The sequence below is a fragment of the Alishewanella sp. d11 genome (assembly GCF_049390205.1).
Classification (GTDB): Bacteria; Pseudomonadota; Gammaproteobacteria; order Enterobacterales; family Alteromonadaceae; genus Alishewanella.
The window spans coordinates 216,937-243,212 of the sequence record NZ_CP186547.1 but is presented as its reverse complement, the minus strand read 5'-3'; the positions used below and the strand labels follow the sequence as shown (position 1 = coordinate 243,212).

20 protein-coding genes are annotated in these 26,276 nt (G+C 45.4%); 9 read left to right on the top strand and 11 right to left on the bottom strand.

The genetic code is table 11. The features are described from left to right. Positions 1-4: 4 nt before the first annotated feature. From ACO1PK_RS01205 to ACO1PK_RS01185, 5 genes are read right to left on the bottom strand one after another with little or no spacing between them, the layout of a single operon-like run. A complete protein-coding gene (locus ACO1PK_RS01205; protein ID WP_423186864.1) occupies positions 5-1,681 on the bottom strand; it encodes an amino acid ABC transporter ATP-binding/permease protein in 1,677 nt (558 codons plus the stop codon). Next, positions 1,665-3,332 (bottom strand): ABC transporter ATP-binding protein/permease, encoded by a 1,668-nt coding sequence (locus tag ACO1PK_RS01200; protein WP_423186863.1) that lies wholly within the window; start codon positions 3,330-3,332, stop codon positions 1,665-1,667. The genes ACO1PK_RS01205 and ACO1PK_RS01200 overlap by 17 nt, the downstream gene beginning before the upstream one ends. After that, positions 3,333-4,334, bottom strand: a complete 1,002-nt coding sequence (gene cydB / locus ACO1PK_RS01195) for a cytochrome d ubiquinol oxidase subunit II (protein ID WP_423186862.1) — start codon at positions 4,332-4,334, stop codon at positions 3,333-3,335. Further along, positions 4,334-5,731, bottom strand: coding sequence for a cytochrome ubiquinol oxidase subunit I (locus ACO1PK_RS01190; protein ID WP_423186861.1), 1,398 nt, complete (start codon positions 5,729-5,731; stop codon positions 4,334-4,336). The genes cydB and ACO1PK_RS01190 overlap by 1 nt, the downstream gene beginning before the upstream one ends. 3 nt (positions 5,732-5,734) lie before the next feature. After that, positions 5,735-6,064, bottom strand: coding sequence for a hypothetical protein (locus tag ACO1PK_RS01185; RefSeq protein ID WP_423186860.1), 330 nt, complete (start codon positions 6,062-6,064; stop codon positions 5,735-5,737). Positions 6,065-6,314: 250 nt separating this feature from the next. Between ACO1PK_RS01185 and ACO1PK_RS01180 the strand changes: the two genes are divergently transcribed. The 4 genes from ACO1PK_RS01180 (at position 6,315) to ACO1PK_RS01165 (ending at position 17,388) form a co-directional block, all read left to right on the top strand. After that, positions 6,315-9,257 carry a prolyl oligopeptidase family serine peptidase gene (locus tag ACO1PK_RS01180; RefSeq protein WP_423186859.1) on the top strand — a complete coding sequence of 981 codons (2,943 nt, stop codon included), beginning with the start codon at positions 6,315-6,317 and terminating at the stop codon, positions 9,255-9,257. Between the two features lie 227 nt (positions 9,258-9,484). Then, on the top strand, positions 9,485-11,242 hold the full coding sequence (locus tag ACO1PK_RS01175) for a putative bifunctional diguanylate cyclase/phosphodiesterase (protein WP_423186858.1): 1,758 nt from the start codon (positions 9,485-9,487) through the stop codon (positions 11,240-11,242). Beyond that, positions 11,229-14,684 carry a PAS domain S-box protein gene (locus tag ACO1PK_RS01170; RefSeq protein WP_423186857.1) on the top strand — a complete coding sequence of 1,152 codons (3,456 nt, stop codon included), beginning with the start codon at positions 11,229-11,231 and terminating at the stop codon, positions 14,682-14,684. The genes ACO1PK_RS01175 and ACO1PK_RS01170 overlap by 14 nt, the downstream gene beginning before the upstream one ends. Before the next feature lie 139 nt (positions 14,685-14,823). Further along, positions 14,824-17,388, top strand: coding sequence for an alpha/beta hydrolase family protein (locus ACO1PK_RS01165; protein WP_423186856.1), 2,565 nt, complete (start codon positions 14,824-14,826; stop codon positions 17,386-17,388). Between the two features lie 179 nt (positions 17,389-17,567). Here ACO1PK_RS01165 and ACO1PK_RS01160 read toward each other — a convergent pair whose 3' ends face one another. The 3 genes from ACO1PK_RS01160 to ACO1PK_RS01150 all read right to left on the bottom strand — a co-directional run bounded on the left by ACO1PK_RS01160 (position 17,568) and on the right by ACO1PK_RS01150 (position 20,403). Then, positions 17,568-18,263, bottom strand: coding sequence for a hypothetical protein (locus tag ACO1PK_RS01160; RefSeq protein WP_423186855.1), 696 nt, complete (start codon positions 18,261-18,263; stop codon positions 17,568-17,570). A gap of 719 nt (positions 18,264-18,982) precedes the next feature. Beyond that, the gene (locus tag ACO1PK_RS01155) at positions 18,983-20,143 is read right to left on the bottom strand and encodes a tyrosine-type recombinase/integrase (RefSeq protein WP_423186854.1); all 1,161 of its coding nucleotides are present in this window, start codon (positions 20,141-20,143) and stop codon (positions 18,983-18,985) included. A gap of 2 nt (positions 20,144-20,145) precedes the next feature. Beyond that, the gene (locus tag ACO1PK_RS01150) at positions 20,146-20,403 is read right to left on the bottom strand and encodes a hypothetical protein (RefSeq protein WP_423186853.1); all 258 of its coding nucleotides are present in this window, start codon (positions 20,401-20,403) and stop codon (positions 20,146-20,148) included. 834 nt (positions 20,404-21,237) lie between these two features. Here ACO1PK_RS01150 and ACO1PK_RS01145 point away from each other — a divergent pair. After that, positions 21,238-22,095, top strand: coding sequence for a hypothetical protein (locus ACO1PK_RS01145; RefSeq protein ID WP_423186852.1), 858 nt, complete (start codon positions 21,238-21,240; stop codon positions 22,093-22,095). Positions 22,096-22,682: 587 nt separating this feature from the next. Here ACO1PK_RS01145 and ACO1PK_RS01140 read toward each other — a convergent pair. Continuing rightward, entirely contained in the window at positions 22,683-23,696 is a 1,014-nt protein-coding gene (locus ACO1PK_RS01140) for a hypothetical protein (protein WP_423186851.1), read from the bottom strand. 117 nt (positions 23,697-23,813) lie between these two features. Beyond that, positions 23,814-23,975, bottom strand: coding sequence for a hypothetical protein (locus ACO1PK_RS01135; RefSeq protein WP_423186850.1), 162 nt, complete (start codon positions 23,973-23,975; stop codon positions 23,814-23,816). A gap of 115 nt (positions 23,976-24,090) precedes the next feature. Between ACO1PK_RS01135 and ACO1PK_RS01130 the strand changes: the two genes are divergently transcribed. The 3 genes from ACO1PK_RS01130 to ACO1PK_RS01120 all read left to right on the top strand — a co-directional run bounded on the left by ACO1PK_RS01130 (position 24,091) and on the right by ACO1PK_RS01120 (position 25,032). Then, positions 24,091-24,390 carry a hypothetical protein gene (locus ACO1PK_RS01130; RefSeq protein WP_423186849.1) on the top strand — a complete coding sequence of 100 codons (300 nt, stop codon included), beginning with the start codon at positions 24,091-24,093 and terminating at the stop codon, positions 24,388-24,390. After that, positions 24,387-24,749, top strand: coding sequence for a hypothetical protein (locus tag ACO1PK_RS01125; protein WP_423186848.1), 363 nt, complete (start codon positions 24,387-24,389; stop codon positions 24,747-24,749). The genes ACO1PK_RS01130 and ACO1PK_RS01125 overlap by 4 nt, the downstream gene beginning before the upstream one ends. A gap of 100 nt (positions 24,750-24,849) precedes the next feature. Continuing rightward, positions 24,850-25,032 carry a hypothetical protein gene (locus tag ACO1PK_RS01120; protein ID WP_423186847.1) on the top strand — a complete coding sequence of 61 codons (183 nt, stop codon included), beginning with the start codon at positions 24,850-24,852 and terminating at the stop codon, positions 25,030-25,032. A gap of 117 nt (positions 25,033-25,149) precedes the next feature. Here ACO1PK_RS01120 and ACO1PK_RS01115 read toward each other — a convergent pair whose 3' ends face one another. Beyond that, positions 25,150-25,422, bottom strand: coding sequence for a hypothetical protein (locus ACO1PK_RS01115; RefSeq protein ID WP_423186846.1), 273 nt, complete (start codon positions 25,420-25,422; stop codon positions 25,150-25,152). A 339-nt stretch (positions 25,423-25,761) separates the two neighbouring features. On the opposite strand from ACO1PK_RS01115, the gene ACO1PK_RS01110 reads away from it, so the two are divergent. Continuing rightward, complete coding sequence (locus ACO1PK_RS01110) at positions 25,762-26,124, top strand: hypothetical protein (RefSeq protein ID WP_423186845.1); 363 nt, start codon at positions 25,762-25,764, stop codon at positions 26,122-26,124. The last annotated feature ends 152 nt before the right edge of the window (positions 26,125-26,276 follow it).

Here is a 26,276-nt window from a genome sequence, read left to right as displayed (position 1 = left end):
AGCGTTAGCTGTCACCAAGGTGCAGCGTGTTAAACCGTTCAATCTGTGCGAAGTGCAGGGGTTTGTGATGCAACAACAGCAGCACAAAACGTCCCTCTAGCCAAGGTAAGAGCGCGTGCCAGATACGCTCGCTAAGCTCCGCCTCTAAGCCATTAAAAGGCTCATCTAAAATTACCATAGTAGGATTGCGTAACATTAAACGCGCCAGAGATAAACGCCGCGCCTGACCGCCAGACAGATTCTGCCCAGCATCGCCGAGCCAAGTATCCAACCCTTGGGGTAAGGCTCTGGCCCATTGCTCCAGCTCTACTAATGCTAATTGCTGCCACAGTTGTGCATCTGACAGGGTAGGTAGCCCTAATTGCAAGTTATAGCGCAAGGTATCGGCAAAAATACTATTTTGCTGGCTTAAATAAGCGATCTGTTGCTGATAACTGGCGATAGCGTCACTAGCAAGCGGTTGTTGATTAAGCCATAACTGGCTAACAGTGGGATCGTCTTCTGCTAACAGCGCTTTGGCCAGCGAAGATTTGCCACTGCCAGAGCTGCCACACACCAGCAGCCAAGGCTGCTGTTGCGTAAAATGCAGTGCAATAGGTGTTTGAGCGCTGCTGCTAATCTGCGGATGGGCTTGCAGGATCAGTTTAATGCTATCGAAGGTCACCACAGTGTTTGCGGCTTTAGGTGCAGCTTGGCTTAAACTGGCTAGGCGTTTCGCGGCATAAGCGGTTTTGCCTAAATGGGCAAATTGTGTTGGTAAACTGCTTAAAAGCTCTGCCAGCCCCAACCAACCTAACACAAACATCACCGCAATTGGGCCAGACAGTAGTTGAGCCATAAAGGCAGCGAGCACGGCACTGAGTAGCACCACAAAGATGACACTTTGTAAGAGGTTAAGTACTAACTGCCAGCGTGCTTGCTGCTTAGCTAGTTGGTTTTCTAGTTGAAAATGCTGTTCGGTGAGTTGCCATAATGGCTGTTGCTGCCTTGCTACACTTTGGCTCACCAATAGCTCCGCGATCCCTTCGATATGTTCGACTAGCGCGATACGGCTTAAGGTTGCTTGCGCTGCCAATTGACTGCCGTAACGCAGGTTTTTTTGGCAAAAACGCTGGCCGCTGAGCAGCGTTAGCAATAACAGCAGACTAAAACCGCCGAAGGCCAGTAGGGGCAGCCATAAGGCTAGCACCGCAAAAAACACCAGCGCCGCCAGCAAAGTTACTAAAGGCGGTAGCACTAAGCGCAAATATAAATTATCCAGCGAATCCAGTTCGGCGGTGAGGCGGCTAAGCCAATCGGCATCCGCTAGTTGCTTACTGCTGCTGCGCGGCAGCTGCTGCAAGCCTTGAAATAACAGTACTCGACTTTGCGCTATTTGCTGCAATACCGTGTCGTGATTATATAACCGCTCGGCATACCGACTGACGGTGCGGCTTAAGGCAAAAAAGCGAATACCGCCACCGGGCACATAAATATCTAACATAAAAACCGCGCCCAGTAACAGCGCAGTACCCGCCAGTGCAGTGGCGGTGATAAACCAGCCAGAAAGCGCGAGTAGCGCCATCCCAGACAGGGCTGTGGCCAGTGCTAACAGCGCACCAATCAGCAGACGCTGCGGTTTGGTTTTTAAGAAGATCTGTAACCAAAACTGCAGCGCGGTTTTACTATTCATGTTGCGCATGCTGCCAGCCTCCTAAGTCTAGCGAGTGATCGGCCAAGGCGCTTACCTCGGGATCATGGCTGACGATCACCAAAATAGTATGCGGTTTTAGCATGCTAAGGGCAGCAATCACCTGCTGCCTGCTTCGGGCATCTAGGCTCGCCGTTGGTTCATCTAAATAAAGGATATCGTATGGCACTAAAAAAGCGCGGGCTAAGGCTAAGCGTTGCAATTGGCCACCAGATAAGCCTTCACCGCGCTCGGTAAGCGGTCGATCGAGTGCTGCGGCCGTGTCGCAAAAGCGGGCTAAACCGACCTGCTGTAGCGCAGCGAGCAGCACCTGATCCGACTCGGGCCCTGACAGCAATTGTAAATTTGTGCGAAGGCTGCCATTAACCAACCAAGGCCGCTGTGCCATATAAAATCGACTAAGCGCAGGTTGCTGAGTAGGCGTGAGCGGATAAAGGCCTGCTGCATCGGGTAGCAAACCCGCCAAGGTTTTTAACAAGGTACTTTTGCCTACGCCAGAGGGCCCGCTGATCACCAACGCTTGGCCTTTTTGCAATTGCAACGCGCTTGCCAGGTGCAGTGGCGATCCTTTGGCGGTGTGAAGTTGCAACTGCTCAAGCCCAAAAGCGGTGTTAGACCTGTCGTCAAATGACAGCTGTGCCGCAAGCTGATTGGCGGCAGCCAGCGCGGCGGCTTTGTCATGATAAGACTGGGCAAATTGGCGTAGTGGCTGAAAAAACTCGGGCGCCAAGGCCAAAATAAATAAGCCTGAGCTTAAGGTTAAGCTGGCAGCGGGGCCAAAGCTAATGGCACCAAATAATGAAAAACCAATATAGATAGCCACAGCAGCAATGGCGACACTGCTAAAAAACTCTAAGACGGCCGAGGATAAAAAGGCCACCTTGAGCGTTTTCATAATCAGTTGCCGATAATGATCGCTGCGCTCGGCGACTTCCTGCTGTACCTCTGTCGCTGCCCCTAAACGCTGTATTAGTGCTAATTTTTTCAGGCGGTCTAAAAAATGCCCAGCTAAACGCTGGCGCTGTAGCAGATGCCGCTGATTAATTTGCTCTGCACCCATGCCAATCAGCGACATAAAAAGCGGAATTAACGGCGCACTTAATAACAATAAGGCCGCTACCAGCCAATTCACCATGGCAATCGCCAGAAAAATGCACAGCGGTGTGAGCAACATCAGCTGTTGCTGTGGCCAATAACGGGCGTAGTAGCCTTCGAGGGCATCGATATCTTCTAGATAGTGACTAGCATATTGGCTTGCCGCGCCCTGAAACTGGGCATAGGGTGCGGTTTGCCAATGGGTTAACAACTGTTGGCGCAATTGCCGTTTTAGCTGCTGGCTGGCAGTTTGGGCCAAACGCTCTTGCAAATAGAGAGAACCAGCACGTAATACCAGCAGTAGCATTATTGTTAGCGGGCTAACCCAACTTAGCATAGCCAGTGAGCTATGCCCATGCTGAATAACCTGCTGGACTAACAGCGCGATAAGATACCAAGCGCCGATCAGCAGCAGTGTGGCAGCAAGCCCGGCCGCCACACTTAAACCTAAGCGTTGTTGCTGCAGCTGGCGCAGCGCAACCAGTAAGGCTGCGCCGCTAGTGACAGACTGGAACAACGTATCGGGTGCAGCAGCGCTTTTCGTCACTTAATGGTATCCACCTTGCTTTACCTTGCCGCGAAATACCCAGTAAGTCCAAGCGGTATACGCCAGCACGATAGGGATCACAAATAAGAAGCCGAGCAACAGGAATAATTGTGATTCATAGGCCGAGGCCGCATCCCATAAGGTGTAATCTGGCGGCACCATATAGGGCCATTTGCTGGCCAGTAAACCCAAATAAGTAAATAAAAACAGCCCCATCGTAGCGACAAAGGGCGTACCTTCACGCTGCTGTTTCAGGGATTGGTAAATAACCCAAGCACAGTACATGGCTAGCACCGGCAATACCCACAGCAACGAAATACCATCAAACCAGCGTGCCATCACCCGCGGATCCACGAAAGGTGTGTAGACGCTGATCACCGCAAACACCACCAATACGGCCAGCAGTAAACGCGGAGCCATCTTATAGGCCCATTGTTGTACTTCACCCTCCGATTTCATAATCAGCCAGGTTGCGCCTAACAAGGCATAGCCTGCAACCAAGCCAATACCGGTGATCACTGTAAACGGCGTTAGCCAATCTAAAGCGCCGCCAACATAACGGAAGTTCTCGGTTTTAAAGCCCTGAATGTAAGCACCTACTACCGCACCTTGCGCAAAAGAGGCGACAATAGAGCCACCGGCAAAGGCCCAATTCCATAAATACCGCGAGGTTTTGGCTTTAAAGCGAAACTCAAACGCCACCCCACGAAAGATTAAACCCGCAAGCAGTAAAAACACCCCGATATACAACGCCGGTAAAAACACCGAGTACACCAGCGGAAAAGCTGCTAGTAAACCCGCACCGCCTAAGACCAACCAGGTCTCGTTACCATCCCACACTGGGGCGACTGAGTTCATCATCACATCACGATGATGCTCTGTTGGCGCAAAAGGAAACAAAATGCCTTGGCCTAAGTCAAAGCCATCCATCAGCACATACATCATCACACCAAAGGCAATAATGCCGGCCCAAATTAGGGTTAAATCAAATGGCTGTTCCATTACTTATCTCCCTCTAAACTCACATGCGCGGCAGAAAACGGCCGCATCGGGCGTTCAATTTCGTCCATTTCGTGTGGCGCGTTGGCTTTTTCTAAGCCGCCTTTAAACACTTTTAATAAGTAATACACACCAGCACTAAATACCAAGCTATACACCACCACATAGCCAATCAGGGTAAAGAGCGCCATCCCGCCGGTCAGCGAGGGGGTTAACCCCTCAGCGTGGGTCATTTGGCCGTAAATCATCCAAGGCGCACGACCAACTTCGGTGACGACCCAGCCAGCCAGTACCGCAATAAAGGGGGAAATACTCATTAAACGTAAGGTTTGTAAAAACAGCGGCGATTGGTAATAGCGCCCTTTATAGCGCAGTACCAAGCCCCACAGCCCAACCGCAATCATCAGTAAGCCTAAGCCAACCATAATACGGAACGACCAGAACACAATAAACACCGGTGGCTGTTCGGCAACAGGCACTTCATTTAAGCCCGGCACCACGCCATCCCAATCGTGGGTTAAGATAAAGCTGGCCATTTTTGGGATGCCAATTTCAAAGTGATTCTTTTGCTCAGCTTGATCCGGAATAGCAAACAGCAGCAGCGGCACCCCTTCGCGGGTTTGCCAGTTGCCTTCCATCGCGGCCACTTTCATCGGTTGATGTTTTAGCGTATTTAAACCATGAAAATCACCCACTACTGCTTGAAGTGGGGCAAGTAATAGCAAGGTCCACAGCGCAATGGATAAAGCCTTACGATTCGCTTCAACTTCGCGTTTTTGTAGTAAGAACCAGGCGCTAACCCCGGCTACCACTAAGGCTGCTGTTAAAAAAGAGGCCAATGCCATATGGATAAAGCGATAGGTAAAGGAGGCGGTAAATAAGGCGTCGCTCCACGATATAACATGATACATGCCGTTACGCAGCTCTAAGCCATCCGGCGTTTGCATTAAGGAGTTAGCTGATAAAATCCAAAACGAGGAAATAAAGGTACCCAAGGCCACCATAATAGCGGCAAATAAGTGCACGCCTTGTGGCACTTTATCGCGGCCAAACAGTAATACCCCTAAAAACGCGGCTTCTAAGAAAAAGGCAGTGACCACCTCATAGCTTAGTACCGGCCCTAAAAAGTTGGCGGTCGCATAAGAAAAGTTGCTCCAGTTAGTGCCAAACTGAAACGACATCACGATACCGGAGACCACACCCATCCCAAAGACCACGGCAAACACCTGGATCCAGAATTTGGATAGGCGCTGCCACATCGGGTTACCGGTGCGAAAGGATAGGGTTTCTAACACTGCAATTGCACTGGCGAGGCCAATGGTAAAAACCGGAAAAATGGCGTGAAAGCAAACAACAAAAGCAAATTGAATGCGGGAGAGTAGTAGCGGATCAAGTTCCATGTGTTACTCCTTCACCCCTTGCTGTATCAATCCATCTAACAACTCGGCAGGCGATTTATCAAAGGGTTTTAATTTTTCTGATTGGGTGTGCGTTAACGCCAGATCGGCGGCATCATCACAGAGTAGTAGTTGAACTTTAGCGTGTTGTTGGAGCATTTGTGCCGATAACACCAGCGCCATGCCCTGTGTTTGCGTTTCGTCACTGGTTAAATACACCAATACCTCTGGGCTGGCTGCGAGTGCCGGAGCAGAGGGGGTCGAAGCAGAGAGTGTCGGAGTAGAGAGTAAGAGTAATACACTTGTGATAGCAAGCGAATGGGTGAGCAATGTCATAGCAACCTCCATAGAATTCGCTCTATACTTTAGAGGTGTTTAATATTCAAGTCACTGTGGCAAATTGTCGCAGCTAGATACTTTTCGCACCGAGCTTGTGCGCATTCGCACGGTTGAACATGCTTGGGATGCCTTTAATCTTAAACCTCCGTTTTTTGATAGCATTTTTATGCAGCAACTTACTAGGTTATGCTAGCGTGTAACACAACAAGACAAAACGCGACAGCAAAACAAAGAGAACAGTAGCGTCATGCAAATATTCAACAAAAAAAGCCGGCAGTTAGCACTCTGTGTAGCTATTGCCTTCAGCACCTTTGGCTGTAGCCAACTCACCGCCATAAAAGCACCATCGCCTTCACCAGTGATGATTACTGCCAGCAGCATAGATACTGCGCAGTTAAGGCCCTTAACCTTAACTGACGTAATGCAGTTTCGGGAAATCAAAGGCCGCAGCCTAAGTCAAAACCAACAGTGGCTTATTTACCATGCTGAGCCCGACTATGGTGATAGCACTGGCTATGTGCGACATCTGTTAAGTGAGCAAACTTTTACCATTGCTAATGCCGACCGTGGCCAGTTAAACCAAAATGGGCACTTTGCGTTATTTCGCCAGCAGGCCCCCTTATTAGCCCGAGAGCAAGCCAAAGAGGATAAAGCCGCACGCGAGGCTTTAGCTCATGATGTGCTGTTACTCAATACCCAAACTGGGGTGCAAACCCTGTTTAGCCAAATTGATAAATTCGCTTTTAGTGGCGATGGCCAGTTTGCATTTTTATTAAGCCGTAAAAAAGAGAGTAAAGACAAGACACAGCTGTTACAGGTATTGGATTTAGCTACCCTTAGCTTAACAGCGTTAGGGCAGGTGATGGATTTTGTGGTTGCCCCAGAAGGCGATCTGCTGGCTTTTGTCAGTGTGGTTAGCACCGAGCCGAGTACCGAGCCGAACGAAACAGCGGCTTCTGCTAAGGTCAAAGATGCGTCGGTTAACCATAACAGCACGCCAGCCATGAACGCTTCGAAAAATGTCACTGAACAGCAGCAAGTGACGCTGTATGCTGCGGCTAGCAAAAACAGTCAGGTGTTTGCTGCAGCCAATGCAGAGCAGATCCAGCATTTGGTATTTAGTGAAGATGGGCAGCAGCTGGTGTTTTTAGCCGGCGCCAAAGCCGAGAAAAACCAAGAAACTGCGCAGCAGCTGTGGTATTGGTCAGTGCAAGATGCTACAGCCAAACCCTTAGTGATTAATCAGGCTGGCTGGATCCTCAGTGCCGGTGAAGCGCCGCGTTTTAGTGAGGATGGCCAGCGTATTTTCTTAGGATTGCGTCCAGAGCCTATCGTCCCAGCAGCACCGCTTGCTGCGCCACAATCAGCAGCAGAGTTATTTGCTACTGAGCGCTTATTAGCCGATCGCAAGCTGCAAGTGTGGCATGGTCAGGATGATCGGATTAATTCGCAGCAAAAAGCCGAGTATCAAGCCTCGCTCAAGCGCACCGCGCCAGCGGTGTTTTGGTTAGCCGAGCAGCGCTTGGTGGTATTAAGTACTGATATTGAAGATCGACTTTATCGCTGTGAGCATAGCGAGGCCGCGTTAATTAGCAATGGCCGACCTTACTTTAAACAGCTGACTTGGCAAGGCCGTTTGCACGATATCTGGCATGTTAATTTAAAAACCGGTCAGCGCCAGCAGGTGTTTGCTGCAAACCCCAGCTTTGAGCGGGCGCATTTATCGCCATCTGGCCGTTTTGTATTGTATCAGCAGCAGGGCCAACTCTGGTTATTTGATAGTAGTAATGGCCAACGTCAGCAACTGGCGGCTGATGTCAAGGTTGCTTGGGTAGATGAAATGCACGATAGACCTGAGCCAGCACCAAGCTATGGCATAGCGGGCTGGTTAGCCGATGAATCAGCGGTACTGGTGTATGATCGTTTTGCGATTTGGCAACTTGGTTTAGATGGCAACAGCCGCAATTTAACCCCAGATAGCCGCGAGCAAGCCTTACAGCTACGCCGGGTGGTAACGGATGACACCGCGCTGGCGCTAGATCCGCAATTGCCGCTATTACTGCGCGGTTTTAATGAAGACAACAAAACCACTGGCTTTTACCAGCTGGATTTAGCGGCTAACAGCTTAACCACGCTAGTTAGCGGCGAAAAACGCTATGATTTTGTAGAAGCGCTAAGTGAGTTAACGCCCGTTACCAACAGTGCAGATGTTACAGCAGCACAACAGCCAAAACCCTATTACCTGTTCACTGAACAAAGCTTTCGGCAATTCCCCGATCTGTGGCTGGCTAATAGCGATTTTAGCCAGCGCAAGCAGCTAACCGAGGTGAATCCTCAGCAAGCGCAGTTTATTTGGGGCGATAGCCATTTAATCGATTGGTATACCGCAGAGGGCACTCGCCTGCAGGGTATAGTGTTAACGCCAGATGGTTATGATGCCACTAAACGCTATCCGGTGCTGGTTTACTATTACGAGCAATTCTCAGACAGGCTTTACAATTTCAACCAGATGAAAGTAAATCATCGCCCTAATTTCCCATTTTATTTAGGGCAGGATTATGTAGTGTTTTTACCGGATATTCGCTTTCGTGAGGGCGCGCCGGGGCCAAGTGCTACCGAGTCGTTATTACCGGGCATTGACCGCTTAATTGAGCTAGGCATTGCCGATCCCAAGGCCATAGGCTTACATGGTCATAGCTGGTCGGGGTATCAAACCGCCTTTGTGGTCACCGAAACTGATCGCTTTGCCGCAGCTGTCGCGGGCGCACCGGTGTCGAATATGACCAGTGCCTATAGCGGTATTCGCTGGCAAACTGGCTTAGCACGGCAATTTCAGTATGAAACTGGGCAAAGCCGCATTGGGCCCTCGATGTTTGAGAACTTAACGCCCTATATCGACAACTCACCCATATTCTTTGCCGATCGTATCAACACGCCACTGGTGATTCAATTTGGCGATAAAGACGGTGCAGTGCCGTGGGAGCAGGGCATTGAGCTTTATCTGGCAATGCGCCGCTTAAACAAAGACGTGGTAATGCTGCATTACGAGGGCGAAGATCATCATTTAGCCCGTTTTGCCAATAAACTGGATTACAGCATCAAGATGCTGGAATTCTTTAATCATTATTTAAAAGGTGAGCCCGCACCAGCTTGGTGGCAGCAAGGTCAGCCTTATCGTCCTAATAACTAAAACCCCGGCCACTTTTGGGGCAGAGTAAGCGCTGCCCCAAATCAGAGAACTGTAAAGACGAGATTATTCAGTAAGTTTTTTTTAGCTGACGATTCACAGCAATAGCCAAGCTTGGTTTTTGTTCCTAAAATAATGATTTAGCTTGTTTTTAACATACTGCTCCGAGCTGTTTAATACCTAAAAGTTAGCTACACTTTTTAAGGTTTTATTAATTTCGGCTAGTGCATATGGAACATGACACCAAGGAAATACAAAAGGCAAAAATTCTTGTTGCTGAAGACGACCCCATCATTCGTAGCAATCTTGTTCGAATCTTACAACTGGAAGGGTATGATGTATCAGCTGTGGAAGATGGGCATCAAGCTCTTGCCTTAGCACGCGCTATACATCCTGACTTAATTTTGTCTGATATGATGATGCCAATCATGGATGGACATGCTTGCTTGAAAGCGATTCGCAACGAAAAAGAGATAGCGCATACACCTTACGTGTTTTTAACGGCCCGAGCAGATCGTACTGATGTTCGCGAAGGCATGAAACTTGGTGCTGATGACTATCTGATAAAGCCCTTTTTACGCAACGAACTATTGGAAGTGGTGCATACACAGCTAGTTCGTTCTGCACGAAGATTAGAGGAAAAAAATCGTTTAGAACAAGAAACGGTTCGTCTAAGGAAATTTGATCCTGTTACAGAGTTAGCCAATCGCCGGGGATTTGAAGAGTCTCTGCACAACACTTTAGCGTGGGTGAGTGCTCAAAAAAGTGCTCTTGCAGTAGTGGTTGTAACACTTAATGCGTTACCTAGTTTACGACAATCTCATGGTGCGCGTTTGTACGAACATGTGCTAAAGATCTTTGCAGCGAGACTGTTCTTTTTACAAAAACAATTATCTTCATCATGTAAGGTTCCTGAAATTGCTCGTATTTGTGATAGCAGTTTTGCCTTAATCCTTTCGCCTGTTACAGATGAACAAGCAGAGCTTCATACTCGATCGTTACTAACAGTTTTGCAAGAGGCGGTAGAGGTTGAAAACGAGCGGCATTTTTACCAGGCAACGGCGGGTATAGCGATGTATCCGAGAGACGGTCAGGATGTACTTAGCCTGATTCAGAATGCTGAAGCGGCAGAACCTGAGCCACAACCTGGTGGGAATGTAGCTTTTTTCTGTTTGGAAACTAGTGCTCGCTTATGTCGCCGAATGAAGATGCTGCAAGCACTGCATACCGCGCTTTTAAATAACGAGTTTTTTCTTTGTTTTCAACCCCAGCTTGCAGCTAGCAATCATAAAGTGATTGGCTTTGAAGCGTTACTTAGATGGCGGCATCCAGAGCTAGGATTGGTTTCGCCAGCCGAATTTATTCCATTGGCAGAGACTAATGGTTTGATTATCCCGATCGGTGCTTGGGTTTTAAAACAAGCTTGTCAACAGATGCAAAGCTGGTTAGAACAAGGCTTTGGTCCAATGCGGATAGCCGTTAACTTATCTGCGCGTCAGTTTGAGAGTAAGGAGTTGTATCCTTTAATCTGCGAGGTTCTCGCGGATACCAAGCTCGCCCCGCAACATTTAGAGCTAGAGATTACCGAAAGCATTGCGATGCAAAATGCTGAGCAGGTGTCTACGATTATGCGGCAATTAACAGAGGATGGCGTGTTATTAGCGATGGACGATTTTGGTACCGGTTATTCTAGTTTGTCGCATCTAAAAGGCTATCCATTAAGTATTTTGAAAATTGATCAGGTATTTGTTAGGCATTTTTTAGAAGATGAAAGCGATGAAGCGATCATTAAAGCGATAATTGCCTTATCACAAAGTTTTAATTTAAACGTAATTGCGGAAGGTGTTGAAACTCTAGCTCAGGCTGAACGTTTAAAAACACTGGGTTGTCAGTATTTTCAGGGTTATTTATTTAGTCAACCGTTAACGGCGGAACAAGCCACATTGTGGTTAACTGAGCAGCAGAGGCTAGCGCATGCAACCACTTGAACAGCAATTGCTAGAAATAACTGCTTTTGCAGCGGATGAGCAGATTACGCAATGGCAAGCACAATTAAAGCAAAGTCGGGCTAGCGAATCGCAATTAATACTCCATATACAACTTGCATGGCATTTAAGGCAGCGCAACACACAGCAAACGTTAGTGCACATCCGTGAGGCTCAACATTGTCTTGTTACTGCAGTATTGACTGAACCTTTACAGCAACTGATTACAGGACGACTTCAGCTGATACAAGCTGATGCAGCTCGGTTAATGGCGGATCTAAGCGAGGCGCAGAGCGCGATTGAGCGATGTTTAGCAAATTTGGTGGTATTGGCTGAGCCAATTTGTTTGGCCGATGCCTATTGGACTAAAGCATGGATTATGTATGGCCTTGGTGAGATTGGCCAACGTGATCACGCCCTTGAACAAGCCATTTTTTTTGCCGAAGCAGCAAATGATCAAGAGCGAGTAAAGCTTGCAAGCGCAGGCTTGGCAAGGGCGTCAGCTTTTCAAGATTTAACACTGGCAGAAAAGCGCTGGGGTGAATTTTTTACCAAAGACTTAGAGCGGGCATCAGCGGGTCTTGCTACTTGGATCCACGATTTACATTATGTTTTAGCAAGTAAAAGACAAGAAATCGGTTTGGCGATCCAGCACGGCAGTAAAGCTTTTCAAGCGGCGCTAGCCAGTGGGCAAATTGAAAGAGCGATTACCGCTGCATCTAATATTGGTTTTGATTTCGCTCGCATTCACGATTTACCCGCTGCATTAGAGTGGAGTGAAAAGGCTCTGCAACTTGCTCGTAAAATGGCTTGGCCATTAACTATTGGTCTTTGTTTATCCGAAATGGCTGAAGTCTTACGAAAGATGCAGCGGACTGGTGCTGCCAGAAGCTTGCTTACCGAAGCTTTAGATATTATGGCACCGCATGCTGCACAAAGCCGAGATATGGCATTAGCACTTAACTATTTAGGCGATGTTGAATTAAATTGCGGAAATTTTGATGCTGCATTAACTAGTTTTTCAGCTTTATTAGTTAAAGCGGATTTTTTAGGGCATGCAGATTTACAAACTATTGCTTGTCGAGGCTGTGCTGAAGCGCTGTTTCGAGCGGGCGAACATCAAAAAGCCCAAGGTTTCGCTGAGAAAGCACTGCATTTAGCCAAGCAACAGTTAGATGGTTATAACATTGTAGAAGCTCTTAGGGTTTTAGCCCGCATTCATGATCAACAGGTTCTTTCTGTTCAAGATGGCTGTTCATCCTTAGCGTATTTAGAACAAGCAGTTAAAATCGGTGAGCAGATGGCTGGTTTCTCTCTGCAACCCGACTTATTTGAAGCCTTAGCTCAAAAATATGCAAGCAATGAGCAATATCAAGACGCTTATGCAGCTTCTTTAAAAGCTATTGTAGCCTATCAAAAAAATTATGATCGCCGCACGCATGAACAAGCTATGGCACTTCAAATCCGTTATGAACATGACAAAGCACATCGAGAAAACCAATATCATCGTAAATTAGCAGAAGTAGAGAAAGCGCGTTCAGAATCATTGTCTGCCATCAATAGCTCCTTAGAGCAGTTGCTAGTGCGTGAAAAGCAGCTACAAAGATTACTGGAAGCTTCACTAGATGCTATCGTAACGATGGATAGTGATGGTCGCATAGTGCGTTGGAGTAGTGCTGCTGAGCGAATCTTTGGCTGGCAGAGTGCTGAAATTATTGGTCAGCGGTTATCAGAACATTTGATACCAGAGCGTTACCGAGCTGCTCATGAAGCTGGTATGCAGCGTTTTGCAGCAACGGGTGAAGGTCGACTATTAGGAAAAACTCAGGAGTTATCCGCACTACACCGTGATGGATATGAATTACCAGTTGAGTTATCGCTCTGGCATGTTGAAACAGAAGCCGGCACACTGTTTGGCGCTTTGATGCGAGATATTTCTGAGCGTAAAGCCGCAGAACAACAACTGCGGGAGCAAGAAGAAAAATATCGTTCTGTAGTGGAAAATGGCTCAGAAGGCATTCTTGTTGTGGCTGGGGGGCGTCTGGTTTATTGTAACCCCTTTATGCAGCGCACAACAGGTCGTTCACTTGACAGCATGATAGGGCAACCCTTTACCTCTTTTATTCATGCTGATGATGTAGGGCGAGTTGTGCAAAACTACCAGCGACGTTTGCGAGGCGAAGAGGTTGAACAACACTATGAGTTTCGTATTCTAACTGTCGCCGGTGAAGAAGTTTGGGTTGAATTGTCTGCTGTTGCGATTCAATGGGAAGGCCAACCGGCAACGCTCTCATTTTTAAATGATGTTACGCAGAGACGTAAGCTGCAAGCCCAATTACTGGCAAAAACTCGGGAACAAGACGTTATTTTACAAAGCACAGTTATTGGTATCGCTTTGTTCAAATCGCAGCACTTGCAATGGGCAAATCGCCGGCTTGAACTGATGTTGGGTTACAAACATGGCAGCTTATTGGGGCGCTCGGTTAGTGTGTTATTCAAAGCTGAGCAAGATTGGCGAGAGTTTTTACCTGCTGTTATGCAAACGCTTGACACCACAGGGGCTTACACAGGCGAAATAGAATTACTCCGTGCCAATGGACAACCTATTTGGTTGCAACTTCATGGCACGCGGTTACCGCCGACTGACGATGTACCCATTAGTCTATGGACCTTTATTGATATCACTGAACGCAAAAGAGCAGAATCTGAGCTTTTGAACGCTTTGGCGAGAGAGCGAGAATTTGGTCAGTTAAAAAGCCGTTTTGTTTCAATGACATCTCATGAGTTCCGTACGCCATTAACCGGTATCCAATCCTCCGTTGATTTATTAGCAGACTACGAACATCAGTTAGCATCAGCTGAAAAACATGAAATCTTTCAACAGATTCGTGATTCAGTAGAGCGAATGACGCGTATGCTTGACAATATCCTAGTTATTGGTCAGGGCGAAGCCCAGCGACTAAGTTTTTCACCAACACCCATTGATCTAGCTACTTTTTGTCGCCAGCTGTTGAACGAGGTTACTCAGTCTCGTCATACAGAAGTGTTAAAAGTTCAAATTCGTTTAAATCTAGATGACGTTGAAGGTGAATGGCTGTTAGATGAGAGTTTACTACGCCATGCATTAGGTAACCTTTTATCAAATGCTTTGAAATATTCGCCAGAGGGCGGTGTAGTAAATTTTAATATTTGTGCCGAGAAGGACCATCTTCGATTTGAGATTATTGATCAAGGGATTGGTATTCCTGAAGATGATCAGCAACGCTTATTCGAGTCATTTTATCGAGCCAGTAATGTTGGTATTATTCCAGGAACAGGTTTGGGTCTCGCCATTGTTAAACAATCTACTGAACTACACGGAGGCAAAGTGACTGTGCAAAGCCGTCCGGGGCAGGGGACGATTTTTATACTCGATATTCCATCCACGATGGCAAGCAGTCAATAACTCTATTGCACCGTTGATAGCCAAATAACTTCGTTTTAACGCGGTTAACTTGTTCGATGATAACGGCATTGCTATGCTTGCCGCGCGGCAAATCTAACAACTTATTACAGAAAACAATAAATAAACAGGGCGATCAACCATGTTCATATCCACCAAATTAGGTGCAGCGCGCCGTGCGCAAAAACCGGCGCTGTTGCTAACCCTCTATAGTGCGATTACCTTAGCGGTTGTAGCACCTTTACCTCTGCTGGCGGCAACGCCAGCTGTAGCAGAGACCACTGCTGACGCAGCAGAGGCTAGTCAGCCAACTAGCTATGCTGAGCAAGTCTTGTTTTTAGGGCCTTTACCGGCTTTTGCCAGCGAGCAACTGGTTTTAACCGATAAAGCCAAAGCCCAGCGTCAACAGGTATTGCGGTTACTTGAAAAAGATCCTATTCCACAAGCAGGGCAAAAAGTCAGCCTGTTTGGCCAGTCATTAAGCTGGCAGTTAGTCAGTCCAGCGCAAGCGGCGGCGGCGGGGCCGGGAATTTGGTTTGTGCAGTTTAATCATCCAGCCTATTTAAAAGCCAAGCTGGCACTTACTGGGGTAAAAGCGCCAGAAATTTTTGTAAATATGCGTAGTCAAGCCAATAACAGCGAGCTGAAATTAGCGACTGGTTGGCAGCAGCTACTGATCTTCAGTGATGGCCAAGCTGAAAATGAGGCAGTGCAGCTAAGTTTAACGCCTACCAATCATGTACCTGTGCAATTTCAGTTGGCGCAGCAAGAGCCTGTCAATAACCGTTTATTGACCAATGCCGAAACCATTAATCAGGTAGCGGTATCTGATAATGGCCAATGGTTATTAGTTAGCTTTACTGGGCGAAGTGATGTCAGTGATCTGCAATTACAGCGTACTGAATTGCGTGATCTCAGCAAAAATACTGTACTTAAAACCTTTAACCAGCAAAGTTTAAGCCGTGCCGCCTTTAGCCCGGATAATCAGTGGTTAAGTTATCAGGCGAATAACACCTTATGGTTGCTTAACCTTAATACCGGCGCTGTACGTTCTCTGTTAGAAAACCAAACTGGCGTTGGTAGCTATCGCTGGGCGTCGGATAGTCAAAGCCTGTTTTTACAATGGACACAAGCCGATACCAGCTTAAAAGACACCAAAGCCAAAGTGTATCGCTCTTTGGAAGATCGCTGGCGTGGTAATCGTGATATCAGCCGTATTTTTCAACTAGACCTGCAAAGTGGTTTAGTACGAGCGCTTACTACCGATAAAGAAAGTAGCTATTTAGCAGATGTCAAAGACGATGGTAAAGCGCTGCTATTTACGCAACGCCGTAATGATAGAAGTACTCCACCGCATGCCAGCACGGCGTTATTTGAGTTGTCGCTAACCGATTTAACGCTGCGCGACTTGGGGGTGTATCAGCATTTGGGCCAAGTTGAATACTACCAGCAAGGCTATTTAGTGGTGGGCGGCCCGCATTTCGCCAATGGTGCCGGCATTAACTTGCCCGCAGGCGATTATGTTGCCAATGATTACGATGGTCAGTTGTACTTTATGGATGCTCAGAGTCTGCAAGTTAGCGCATTATCCAAAGCGTTTGATCCGAGCATCAATGGCATTAGCGTAAACGCACGCCAGCAAGTGGTGGCGCAAGTGAGCGAAGGCGACCGGACTCTGCTGTACAGTGTGGATACTGCGAAGCAGCGCTTTAACAAATTGCCCTTTAGCTTAGATGTGGTAGAGCGCTTTAGCTTAGCGAACGATCGTGCCAATACTGTGCTGGCGCTAGGTACGGCAGTTGCCACACCACAACAATTAGAGAAGCTGCCTTTAGCCCAGCGGCGGCCAACGGTACTGCATAGCAGCAGCGATCTGTATGCACATATTCAATTAGGTGAGGTCCGCGATTTTGTGGTGACCAATCCTGAAGGCGATAAAATTGATGGCCGTTATTACTTACCCCCTAACTTTGACGCCAGCAAAAAATATCCGGCTATTGTTTACTACTATGGCGGCACCACCACGGTAAACCGGCAATTTACTGGCCGTTACCCCTTTCATCATTGGGCTGCCAATGGCTATGTTGTGTACGTAGTACAACCGCGCGGCACCATTGGCTATGGTCAGCGGTTTTCAGCACTGCATGTTAATGCGTGGGGTAAATATACTGCGGATGACATTATTTATGCGACCCAGCAGTTTGTAGCCGCCCATCCTTTTGTAGACGGTAAACGCTTAGGTAATATCGGTGCCTCCTATGGTGGTTTTATGACCATGTATTTAGCAACGCAAACCGATATGTTTGCTGCCTCAATCTCGCATGCTGGGATCAGCGCACTTAGCTCGTACTGGGGACAAGGTTGGTGGGGCTTTTTATACTCAGGTATCGCCAGCCGTGGCAGCTTCCCTTGGAATAACCAAGCACTTTACGTTGGGCAAAGCCCGCTGTATATGGCGGATAAAATCACCACCCCGTTATTACTGATCACCGGCGATTCCGACGTAAACGTGCCAGCCGGTGAGTCGCAGCAAATGTATACCGCGCTGAAGCTTCTAGGGCGTGACGTGGCGCTGGTGGAGATCCCAGGCGAAGATCACCACATTATTGACCGAGAAAAACGCTATGTGTGGTGGGATCATCTATTAGCCTTCTTTGATAAACACTTAAAAGACGAAGGCGACTGGTGGCAAGACTTAAGCCAGTAGTGAATTAAGATCAAACGCCGCTTAACACGCGGCGTTTTTATTGTTGCTGTAGCTGAGGAATACGTTGCTGCCAGATCTTGAATTAAGCACTTTTAATGCCTAGTCAGAGACTGAGCAAAGCGAGATAAGGTCCTTTTATCAGCACTAAAATCGCCAAAACCTCTGTGATTGGATAACGTTCAAAACGATAACCGCACACCTAGGTTTAACGTCGTGATTTTCCCGAATTCGTAGCCTGTTACGAGTGCGAAGTTGGGAAGGAAGTGCCAGCGCCCGTTGACACCAATAAGCACGTCGGATTCAAAAGGATCTGAACCGCTAGACGCGATACCGCCGACAGAGGTGTAACGCGTATGGCCTTGCAGATGCAAAGTTGGCGTGGCTGCCCAGATAACACCAAGCTCCGCACCAATACCGCTATCGTCAGCGTCGACATCTAGCTCGAAACCTGCAGCGCGCGCATCTTTGAATTCGAGCTGATCAAGACTTAGTCGACCATAATAAGCTAAAGTTTCCGACATAGGGTATTGGTAACCAACACCAAGGCGCCAACGGAGCACGTCGTACTCACCTGCAACATTGCTGGTACCGCTGCGTATTTCAAGCTCTTGGCCAAGTGATGCATATTCGCCAAACAGGTGTATCTTATTTCCGAACTGCCACGCTCCGCCAATAAATGCACCGCCATCCGCATCGCTTTCAATATCGAGTGGGACGCTTCCCGTGACGGCTTCGGATGATTCAATATCGTTGACAAAACCGCCGACGATACCACCCTCGATGAAGGTAAAACTGATATCTTTTGCACTTACTGTCGCAGGACCAGACAATGCTACAGCTGCTATTACCATGATTATTTTAAATTGCTTGGACATTTGTGTACCCTTAGTTCTGTAATAACAACGTTATACTCCTATTCACTTTAGCACGTAGCTCGCCAACACGAGCGTTTATTGCCTGATTAATAGCTAAAATGAGATAAACGACGTATATCGTTATCTTTTCAGTGATTACTAATAGAAGGTGGTTTTTAAAATCAATAACTTATAAAAGATTAGCTGGCATTTATCCCGCTTTCGTAGACACACGAAATGGTGTCTACCTGTTTAAGAGAATTAACACAGGGGGGTCAAAAAACATAATAGTCAGCATAGTATTTTTTGGTCATGGTCACCGTTTGGTCACCGATGGAAAAATGCGAAAAAAAGCACTAATAAAACAGTGAGTTTGAAAGTTGTTTTTTGAATAAAAGGTTATTTTACAATGATTTAAAGAGGAGAGAATTTGGTGCGTCCTAGTGGACTCGAACCACCGACCCCCACCATGTCAAGGTGGTAATTTTTCCAATTTAAGTGATTGATTTTAAAGTGTATTGTGTTTGTTTTTGTATTTTTTGTTGCGGCATATTTGTTCATTTAAAATCAATAAGTTAGCTTTTAGCTTTTCCAAATGTTTTTGTTTGAATTTGTTCACTGTGATTAATAGTTGGAGTTTAGAGTTTTACTCCAGTTACTAGCACTTCTGTTAACAATTATTAAAACTTTTTAGGCAAAAAAAGAGCGGCTTTCGCCGCTCATTTCTATGGTTTTTTTAATCAGGATGCTTTTGAAATTGTCACTTTTTCCCAAGGTAAATCGTGTTTGGTTAGGTAAATATCAGTTGTAGTAGTTGAACTGTGTCCCATTATTACGCTTATCTCCTTTTTGTCGAAACCCTTCTGGGTCAGTAGATAGCCTCCAAGCGAGCGAATCTCATGGAAAGTTGGACGATTTTCAACAGCGATATTTTTCATTTCAGGTAATGAGTTTCTAACCTTTTTAAAAGCCTTTGAAATATAGTCTGAATTTACTTTGCTCCAATGATCTTTACCGTGATTCTCGTAAAATTTAGTTGGCATACGATGAACGATATAGGGGCTGGAAACACCATCAAGCCGACTTTTGGAAATAATTGCTTTTAACTCATCAGTTAATTCAATTGCTAGACGTTTTGGTGAAGCGCTCGTTTCACTTTTATTTATGACTACGTATAAATAGCCGTCCTCTATATCGTCGTAGCGTAATTCTGAGATATCACCACGTCTGAGCAGAGTAATCAGGCTGATTTGCATAGCAATTTGCAAAAATGGCTCAGCAAGCTCGTAGATTTGATTAAACAGTTTAAGAGTCATTTTGCCGCGAGCCCGTTTTTTCTCAACGCCTTTTAGCGTTTTTTGTGCGGTATTTTCATGCATTAGGCCATTACCTACAGCGAATTCGCAAAGTTTAACAAAAAGTCCTCTCATTTTAGTGCGTGCATTGTTTTGGAAATTTGCTTTTAAAAAATCCGCTATAAAACGTACGTCAAGCTTAGAAAGTTTTGTATCACCAATCATTTTAACTAAACGGTTTAGGCGGTATTGTTCCTCTTTAAACGTTGAGATTTTAAGACTGGCAAGTTTCTCACTTTCGAGCTTGTAGCGTTCAATAAGAGCCGAAATTGTGATTGATTTGTCTTGACTGTCTTCACTTACAATAGCACGTTCTACAAACTCAACTCCGCGCTCTTCACTGAGTAAACGAAGGTTTGATAGGATCGCGGCATCAATCGCATCTTTTTTATCTTTGCCAAAGCTCGTAGTTTTGCCTGTATTAGGATTTCGATATTTGTAATAACCATTATATTCATACAAGTTTTGTGGCAGCTCACGGGTGGTGTTTGTTTTCTTTTTTGGCTTTGTAAGAGAACTTAGCTGCTGTTGTGATTTAACTTTCATCGTTAACCTCGCACTGCTAAGTTTGCAAGAGCCTCTAACTTTTGTGTTCTTTTCGATTCATATGATAAATCGATATACCAAGATCCCCCAATTTTCACAGCGCCTTCAAATTCACCTTCACGGGCTAAACGACGAGCTTTTGTATCAGACATTCCTGAACTGAAAACCATGTTTACCCAATCAAGTAAAGGAACATAACGAGTAGTAATTTGCACTGAAGTTGATAAAAACTGGTTTGTTTGAAAATGTGTTGTGTTCATATATACCCTTAACTATTTTTTCAGGAATTTAATGATTGAGATCTGAAAGTCAAATACAATTTTCTTTCAAATCAGAGCCTCCATTTCAGGAGACTTGAGTAAATTTCTCAGTCAATCTGTTGTTTGAGGGCAGAGTTAAATTGCCGCTCTAAATCCCAATCGTCGCAGCCACATTTTTTTTAACCCCCTTAAGTGAAAAAAAATTAAATATTTTAATCTTTTTTGCTCGTATGTTTTTTCTTTATAAAAATCAGTTGGATAATGAGGCTTTTTATGAAGAAAAAATAGCGTTTATGAAATAAACCAGCAAAACGCGGAATAGCGGTGGGGCGAATGCCCCGCGGCTATGCAGCAGGCGCGCGCACGGCATGGCCCGTGCCACAGTGATTTTAGTTTTGCCCCTAGGCAAAATTGCGAGAAAAATCGAAAGATTTTTAGATGCAACCAGTTGCCGTCGATAGACGGCAAAGTTTTTGTGGACGCGAAATAATGCGTCAGCATTCGCGGAACAGAAACGGCAAAAATCGCTGTGGTACGGGGCAACGCCACGTGCGCGCGCCTTACTGTCTGAATCGCTAGTGCTGCAAGCACGTAAAGCGCAACCGGCCTCCAGAGGCCAGGTTTCGCGGGCGTTTCAGGCTGTTTAGCTGTGTGATGAAATCACTCAGCTAACATGCAAAGCATGCGAAGGTGCAATAGTCATTGCCATTTTGATTGCGAGACGTTTTAAACAGAATCTTGTGATGAAAATGTTCATGAAATGGCTGTGAAATTGAAAATTTCGCAGCCAGTTTTTCTAGTTAATAGTGAAAACAACTTAACTGGAAAAATACTATGAGCAATACTGATTCACATATTCAGCAATACCAAAATTATTTCAATATCGATATGCAATTTCGGTATGGCACCAACAACAACCAAACAGGAAAAGCGCGGCGTAGGCTGACGATGACCATCGTCAGCCGTTTTGGGCATACCAGCCCGACTATAATTCAGTGGCTCTATGGAATTTCTAGACCGCAATCGTTGGCGCATTTAAACGGATTATGTCGGGAGGGGCTACTGGAGTATGCGTTAACGCATCGCTCGCCAGATGATCGGGTATACACCCTGACCAGGGCCGGAGCTCTATTTGCTGAACAACTGACTGCAATACCCATGCAATTCCGTTCAACAGAACATGTCGCGCAGCGACTAAACCTGTCGACGCTGTATCATGATCTGATCGTTCAATTTCTGATATTACGAGGAATGTCTGCAGAGTATTTTAATAATGGAGATAGTTTTAATGCGTGGAACGCATTTATAACTGACAGCGAATTTCGGAAGATCGCCAGAAAGCATGATATCAGGAGTGTAGATGGTGTTGTTCGCGAACATGATGGGACATTGTGCGCTGTAGAGATGGAGCATTCGTTTAAAACTCCAGAAAATAGAAAATCGATCTTGCTGAAATATGCCGAAGCCTTGTCCTCAGGTTATTACCAAAAGATCATGTTATTTTCGCAATCTCTAGACATACTCAAAGACGCTAAGCGCATCAATGATCAAGCCATTATTTATCTGTTGGAAAACAATCGTCCTAAATCTCAACAGCAATGGCTAGACGAGGATGCAGCTAGTCAGTTGCGTGCGGCACTGGTTTATCGTACAAAATTCTGTCAGGAGTTAACAGAACGTTTTTATAGATAGGCCTACACCAAGCCAATGTGTTGGAAATAAAAAAGGCACCGTTCCACGGTGCCCGCTGTTCTCACAGCTCCTCTCAATCTCTCAGTGAGCCTATGCCGCTACTAAGCAAATCGTTTCCCGTTCTGAACGCTTTCGTCAGTGGGTTGGAATGTTCACGCTTCGAGCTCCCCAAAGCATGCGACAATCATTCCACGCAAGAGACCTTTTATGACTAATATGGCCTTTGATATTAGGTAGGGCAGGGGCTGGGAATTTATTGCAATTTATAGCGAAGAAAGTTGTTGTTGGTCGTTTAAAGTGCAAAAAGCTATCTAAATTACCGCATTTTACCTAGCTGTTTGCCACTAGTCTCAGCAAGCTAATGACTTAATGAATAGGCACTTTGAGTGAGAAGATGGCATTAACCAAAGGTAAATGACAAAGGCACAATCATGTGCCCTTTAGAGTTGTAGTTGAAATTCTTCTTGAAAGAAAGTTAAATCACAAAAGCTAAAGATCATACTTCTTCGATCTCAGAAGAACCTTGCTTACGCCAACCTTTGAAATGATAAATGCCTTTAGTTTAGTTACGCCTAGTCACTTATATGCTATTTCAAATAGCTTTTCAATTCGGCTACTAACGCCAATGCCTCAGCCTTTGTCAAATAAGGCACTTTTATTGTTCTGGCCCAAAAAAAGCTCTTCCCCAGAAACTCACTAACTTTAGAAAAAGGCATGTATGCCAGTTCATCTGCTCTGGATGGCACCGAGGTTAAAAACTCAACCTCACGATACCAAGTGTAATTATCAGGCTTGAATACCTTACCCTTTACCCTTGCTGCAGCTACAACACCACACCACTTGTGAGAGAAAAATACAATATCGCCTTCATTAACATGACTGGCAAACCGTTTAGCATCACCATAGGCTTCAAGACGTTTATTTTCCAGCATATGCCAAATACCATCTTCATCGTAAGTGCGATTTGTGTCGAATAATACCCCTTTAACATCTGCCGGATTTTTATGCTTATCATAAGGTGGTGCGAAAAACTCGAAGTACTTTTCACCGGCTAATTCATAGATTCGATATGGCAAGAAATCGATGTTCAGACCATTTTTTTTCCAGTAATCCACAGATGAAATTAAAGTCTCATCCGCAGCACTGCCAATAATTATTAAATGCTGCTTTTGATTGAACTCTTTTGGCTCTAATTTGTGCTCCAGCTCAAAAGCTTCAAGATGGGCATCAACCAGAGACTTGTTTTCATCCTTAACGTATTGTCTATATTTACTTTCAAGCTTTTGGTATGTCCACTGACCTGCATGCTCTGCATACCTCAGAGCTTGCTGAACTGCACCAGCATCCGCAGAGCTTCGTTTTAACTCAAAAATGACCAATTCACCGTTCTCATTCAGTGCATAAATATCAGCCTCGGCTTGATATGAGCGTTCCTGAAAAATTGGCATCAACTTAGCGTCTTCAAATAACAATTCTAAGATATTATTCGCAATCAAGTTTTCTAAATCTTTTTCTAACTTACCAAATGAAGATAAATCTTTAAATTCAACAGGTTCAATCCCTGATATTTCATCGTTGTCTCGTACTAGCTTGTATAGCATCACATTCTCCAGAATCAGCTTAGGTCATGCAATTAGAAAAAATCACTAGACTAACTACTCGCATTTCGGTGTAGCTTACCCAAAGGGACTCCAATCCAAATTAAAGGAAATTTATTATCAGTCCATCGGATAGTGAATTTCCTCATACTCATACACCAACTGGCATAACTCATCTAACTCATCGCACTCTGGTGTGCCAGGTTCAGCCTCCAGCAACAACTCTATGGCTGCTAGCGCTGCTTCATGTTCTTGCGCGTTGGTAATAGGTGGTTTTGGCATATCCCGCATCCTTAATAAATATCCTTTAACTGAAAATATCACAATTTTTTGCCTACCTACATCCTAGTTATCTCTGAGAGCAAACTTTTACTAGATAACACTGGAGAACACGTCAATGACATTAAGCGCCAATATGCTGATTAAACATATCGAGGCTTTGCTTGAAATATGCGTGAGCACACTAAACTCGCAGGATGCAGTGGCAATACAGCAGCTGCAATTACAGTTTAAACATGTTAACGCCAATGAGTTACTGCTAAACGAAATAATTCGAGGTCTATCTGAACAAGTTGATGACGAGACTGTGCTGAGTTATTTTCGGATGTTGTTACGACACGCACTGCTGGAGAGAAAAAACAACTTTAACAACCTGTTGGCCCAGCCAACTCAGTTGTTATTGGAGGAGAGGGTATGAGTGACGGTTTGGTGCGGGTATATCAGCGAAAAAGTAAGAGTCCTTGGGACGATTGCTCCACGTTTTTATTATTGGCAGACATTGTTGATGCGAATACAAAAACGCTTGGTTTTAGTCGTTACATTTATCTACACAGAGATGCAGGCGGTCGGCAGTTAGGGATCAGTGTTAGCAGGTCAATCCAAGAGGATTTAAAATGCGAGCAGTATATTGATGCTATAAATATGCACACTGTATTGGCTGCGTTCATTGAGGACATCAGCCGGTTTTGCGAGCAATACCCTGACGATTTTGAATCGGTATTTGGGTTACCACCCGATATTTACATGATTGTTGCTGCAGCATGTTGGGCTAAATAAGCTGAAAAGCTTTCAATTTTATGGCGGGGTTACCCGCCATTTTCTTTTTTTTTGCACAGTGCGCTTCTACTTAGGTTATACAAACAACCTGGAGAAAGACATGCAAGAAACAACTAACCTGATTGAGCAATTAGAACACGCTCTGTATGCAATACAATTATCAATTAGTACTCTGAAAGGGGATTCAGACCCAAATCAGCTATGCCTTTTTGGCCCACCACCTCATATAGAAATAGCTGAACGAAAGGATCAGCTATTGATTGTCGTTAAAAAGCACCACTAAATTATTTAAATGGGCGATTCCCGAGTTTGGGTTCCGCCTAGCTTTACCATCTTTTTGAAGTAACGATTGCCATGCTCAAATGGCAATTAACTTCAACCTAATTGGTTAATTGGCTGCCTAACGTTTTTTCAAAATCATGTAACCAACATATACCGGTACAAAAAGCAGCGTATAGACAACCGCATAAAACACACTATGCGGTTTTTTGCTGGCGTAGTCGCGATAGTATGCGGCTCGGCCAATCAGCGTAATGCTAAATAGCATGCTACCAATCGAAATTAACACCAAGCTATTGATAGGATTGCTGTAAAACGTCGATAAATACGCAAAATACAGCATGCTGGTAATAACAATTGCTAGTGGTATCGCATTCGCAAATGCATCTCTCATAAATGTTTCCCTGCAAAAATAAGTGTTTACGCAAGCGCCTTACTTATCCCATTGTTAAAAAGAAAACCCTCGATATCGCTAACGAGGGTCTTCAACAACTTCATGAGGACAAGTCATGCGGTATTAGGTTGCGGCAGGTAAAAGAGGTTTTTGCTTGAGGACAAAACCCTGCCGCAGATGAAAACGTTGAGGCGTTGCGGTTAACCAGCAACGCGCTGTTAAAAACAACTTTAATGATTGAGATTACAAATGCAAGTCCAAATTACCGCATAATATTAAGAAATTCTCTCAAGCTGTTTCTAGTTATTGGTGTAATACACACAACACACCGGAGGGAAAATGTCATTACAACTCACGAACCAGGTCAGTCATAACACGCTGTTGTTAGCGCAGCAGAATATTTTGCTATACGCAGAGTATGACTCAACAGGGCAAATCAACCAGGACAACTACATAGTAATGTGCAGAGATCTCAGGGGGCGAGTAACTGGGCTTTTGGTTAGCGAATCCATACAGCAAATGTATGCATTTGAACCCTTTGTTACCTCAGAGGAAATGCTATTTATTCTGAGTGAGTACGAGCGTAAAATTGCAGGATTCTGTCAAGTTTTTGCCGCAGAGTTTGAGCAAATTTTTGCACTACCGCCAGATGTGTATTTTGCCGCAGCCCGCCATTATTGGCACTATCGGCAAGCAAGCTAAACACTCGGTGGCCACAGGCCACCGTTTTTTATACTCGCGTTCAATAAAGCAATGCCGTGCTTTATCTAAAGCAGTCACGCGCCATTGCATAACATGGCAATGGCAACACGAGTTTTGCTCTTCTCTGTCGCAACAGCTTATTAATTAGCCCT

Coding starts and splice junctions, on each gene's coding strand:
- ACO1PK_RS01205 (WP_423186864.1), bottom strand. CDS start 1,681: ATGCGCAACATGAATAGTAAAACCGCGCTGCAGTTTTGGTTACAGATC.
- cydB (WP_423186862.1), bottom strand. CDS start 4,334: ATGGAACAGCCATTTGATTTAACCCTAATTTGGGCCGGCATTATTGCC.
- ACO1PK_RS01190 (WP_423186861.1), bottom strand. CDS start 5,731: ATGGAACTTGATCCGCTACTACTCTCCCGCATTCAATTTGCTTTTGTT.
- ACO1PK_RS01185 (WP_423186860.1), bottom strand. CDS start 6,064: ATGACATTGCTCACCCATTCGCTTGCTATCACAAGTGTATTACTCTTA.
- ACO1PK_RS01180 (WP_423186859.1), top strand. CDS start 6,315: ATGCAAATATTCAACAAAAAAAGCCGGCAGTTAGCACTCTGTGTAGCT.
- ACO1PK_RS01175 (WP_423186858.1), top strand. CDS start 9,485: ATGGAACATGACACCAAGGAAATACAAAAGGCAAAAATTCTTGTTGCT.
- ACO1PK_RS01170 (WP_423186857.1), top strand. CDS start 11,229: ATGCAACCACTTGAACAGCAATTGCTAGAAATAACTGCTTTTGCAGCG.
- ACO1PK_RS01165 (WP_423186856.1), top strand. CDS start 14,824: ATGTTCATATCCACCAAATTAGGTGCAGCGCGCCGTGCGCAAAAACCG.
- ACO1PK_RS01160 (WP_423186855.1), bottom strand. CDS start 18,263: ATGTCCAAGCAATTTAAAATAATCATGGTAATAGCAGCTGTAGCATTG.
- ACO1PK_RS01155 (WP_423186854.1), bottom strand. CDS start 20,143: ATGAAAGTTAAATCACAACAGCAGCTAAGTTCTCTTACAAAGCCAAAA.
- ACO1PK_RS01150 (WP_423186853.1), bottom strand. CDS start 20,403: ATGAACACAACACATTTTCAAACAAACCAGTTTTTATCAACTTCAGTG.
- ACO1PK_RS01145 (WP_423186852.1), top strand. CDS start 21,238: ATGAGCAATACTGATTCACATATTCAGCAATACCAAAATTATTTCAAT.
- ACO1PK_RS01140 (WP_423186851.1), bottom strand. CDS start 23,696: ATGCTATACAAGCTAGTACGAGACAACGATGAAATATCAGGGATTGAA.
- ACO1PK_RS01135 (WP_423186850.1), bottom strand. CDS start 23,975: ATGCCAAAACCACCTATTACCAACGCGCAAGAACATGAAGCAGCGCTA.
- ACO1PK_RS01130 (WP_423186849.1), top strand. CDS start 24,091: ATGACATTAAGCGCCAATATGCTGATTAAACATATCGAGGCTTTGCTT.
- ACO1PK_RS01125 (WP_423186848.1), top strand. CDS start 24,387: ATGAGTGACGGTTTGGTGCGGGTATATCAGCGAAAAAGTAAGAGTCCT.
- ACO1PK_RS01120 (WP_423186847.1), top strand. CDS start 24,850: ATGCAAGAAACAACTAACCTGATTGAGCAATTAGAACACGCTCTGTAT.
- ACO1PK_RS01115 (WP_423186846.1), bottom strand. CDS start 25,422: ATGAGAGATGCATTTGCGAATGCGATACCACTAGCAATTGTTATTACC.
- ACO1PK_RS01110 (WP_423186845.1), top strand. CDS start 25,762: ATGTCATTACAACTCACGAACCAGGTCAGTCATAACACGCTGTTGTTA.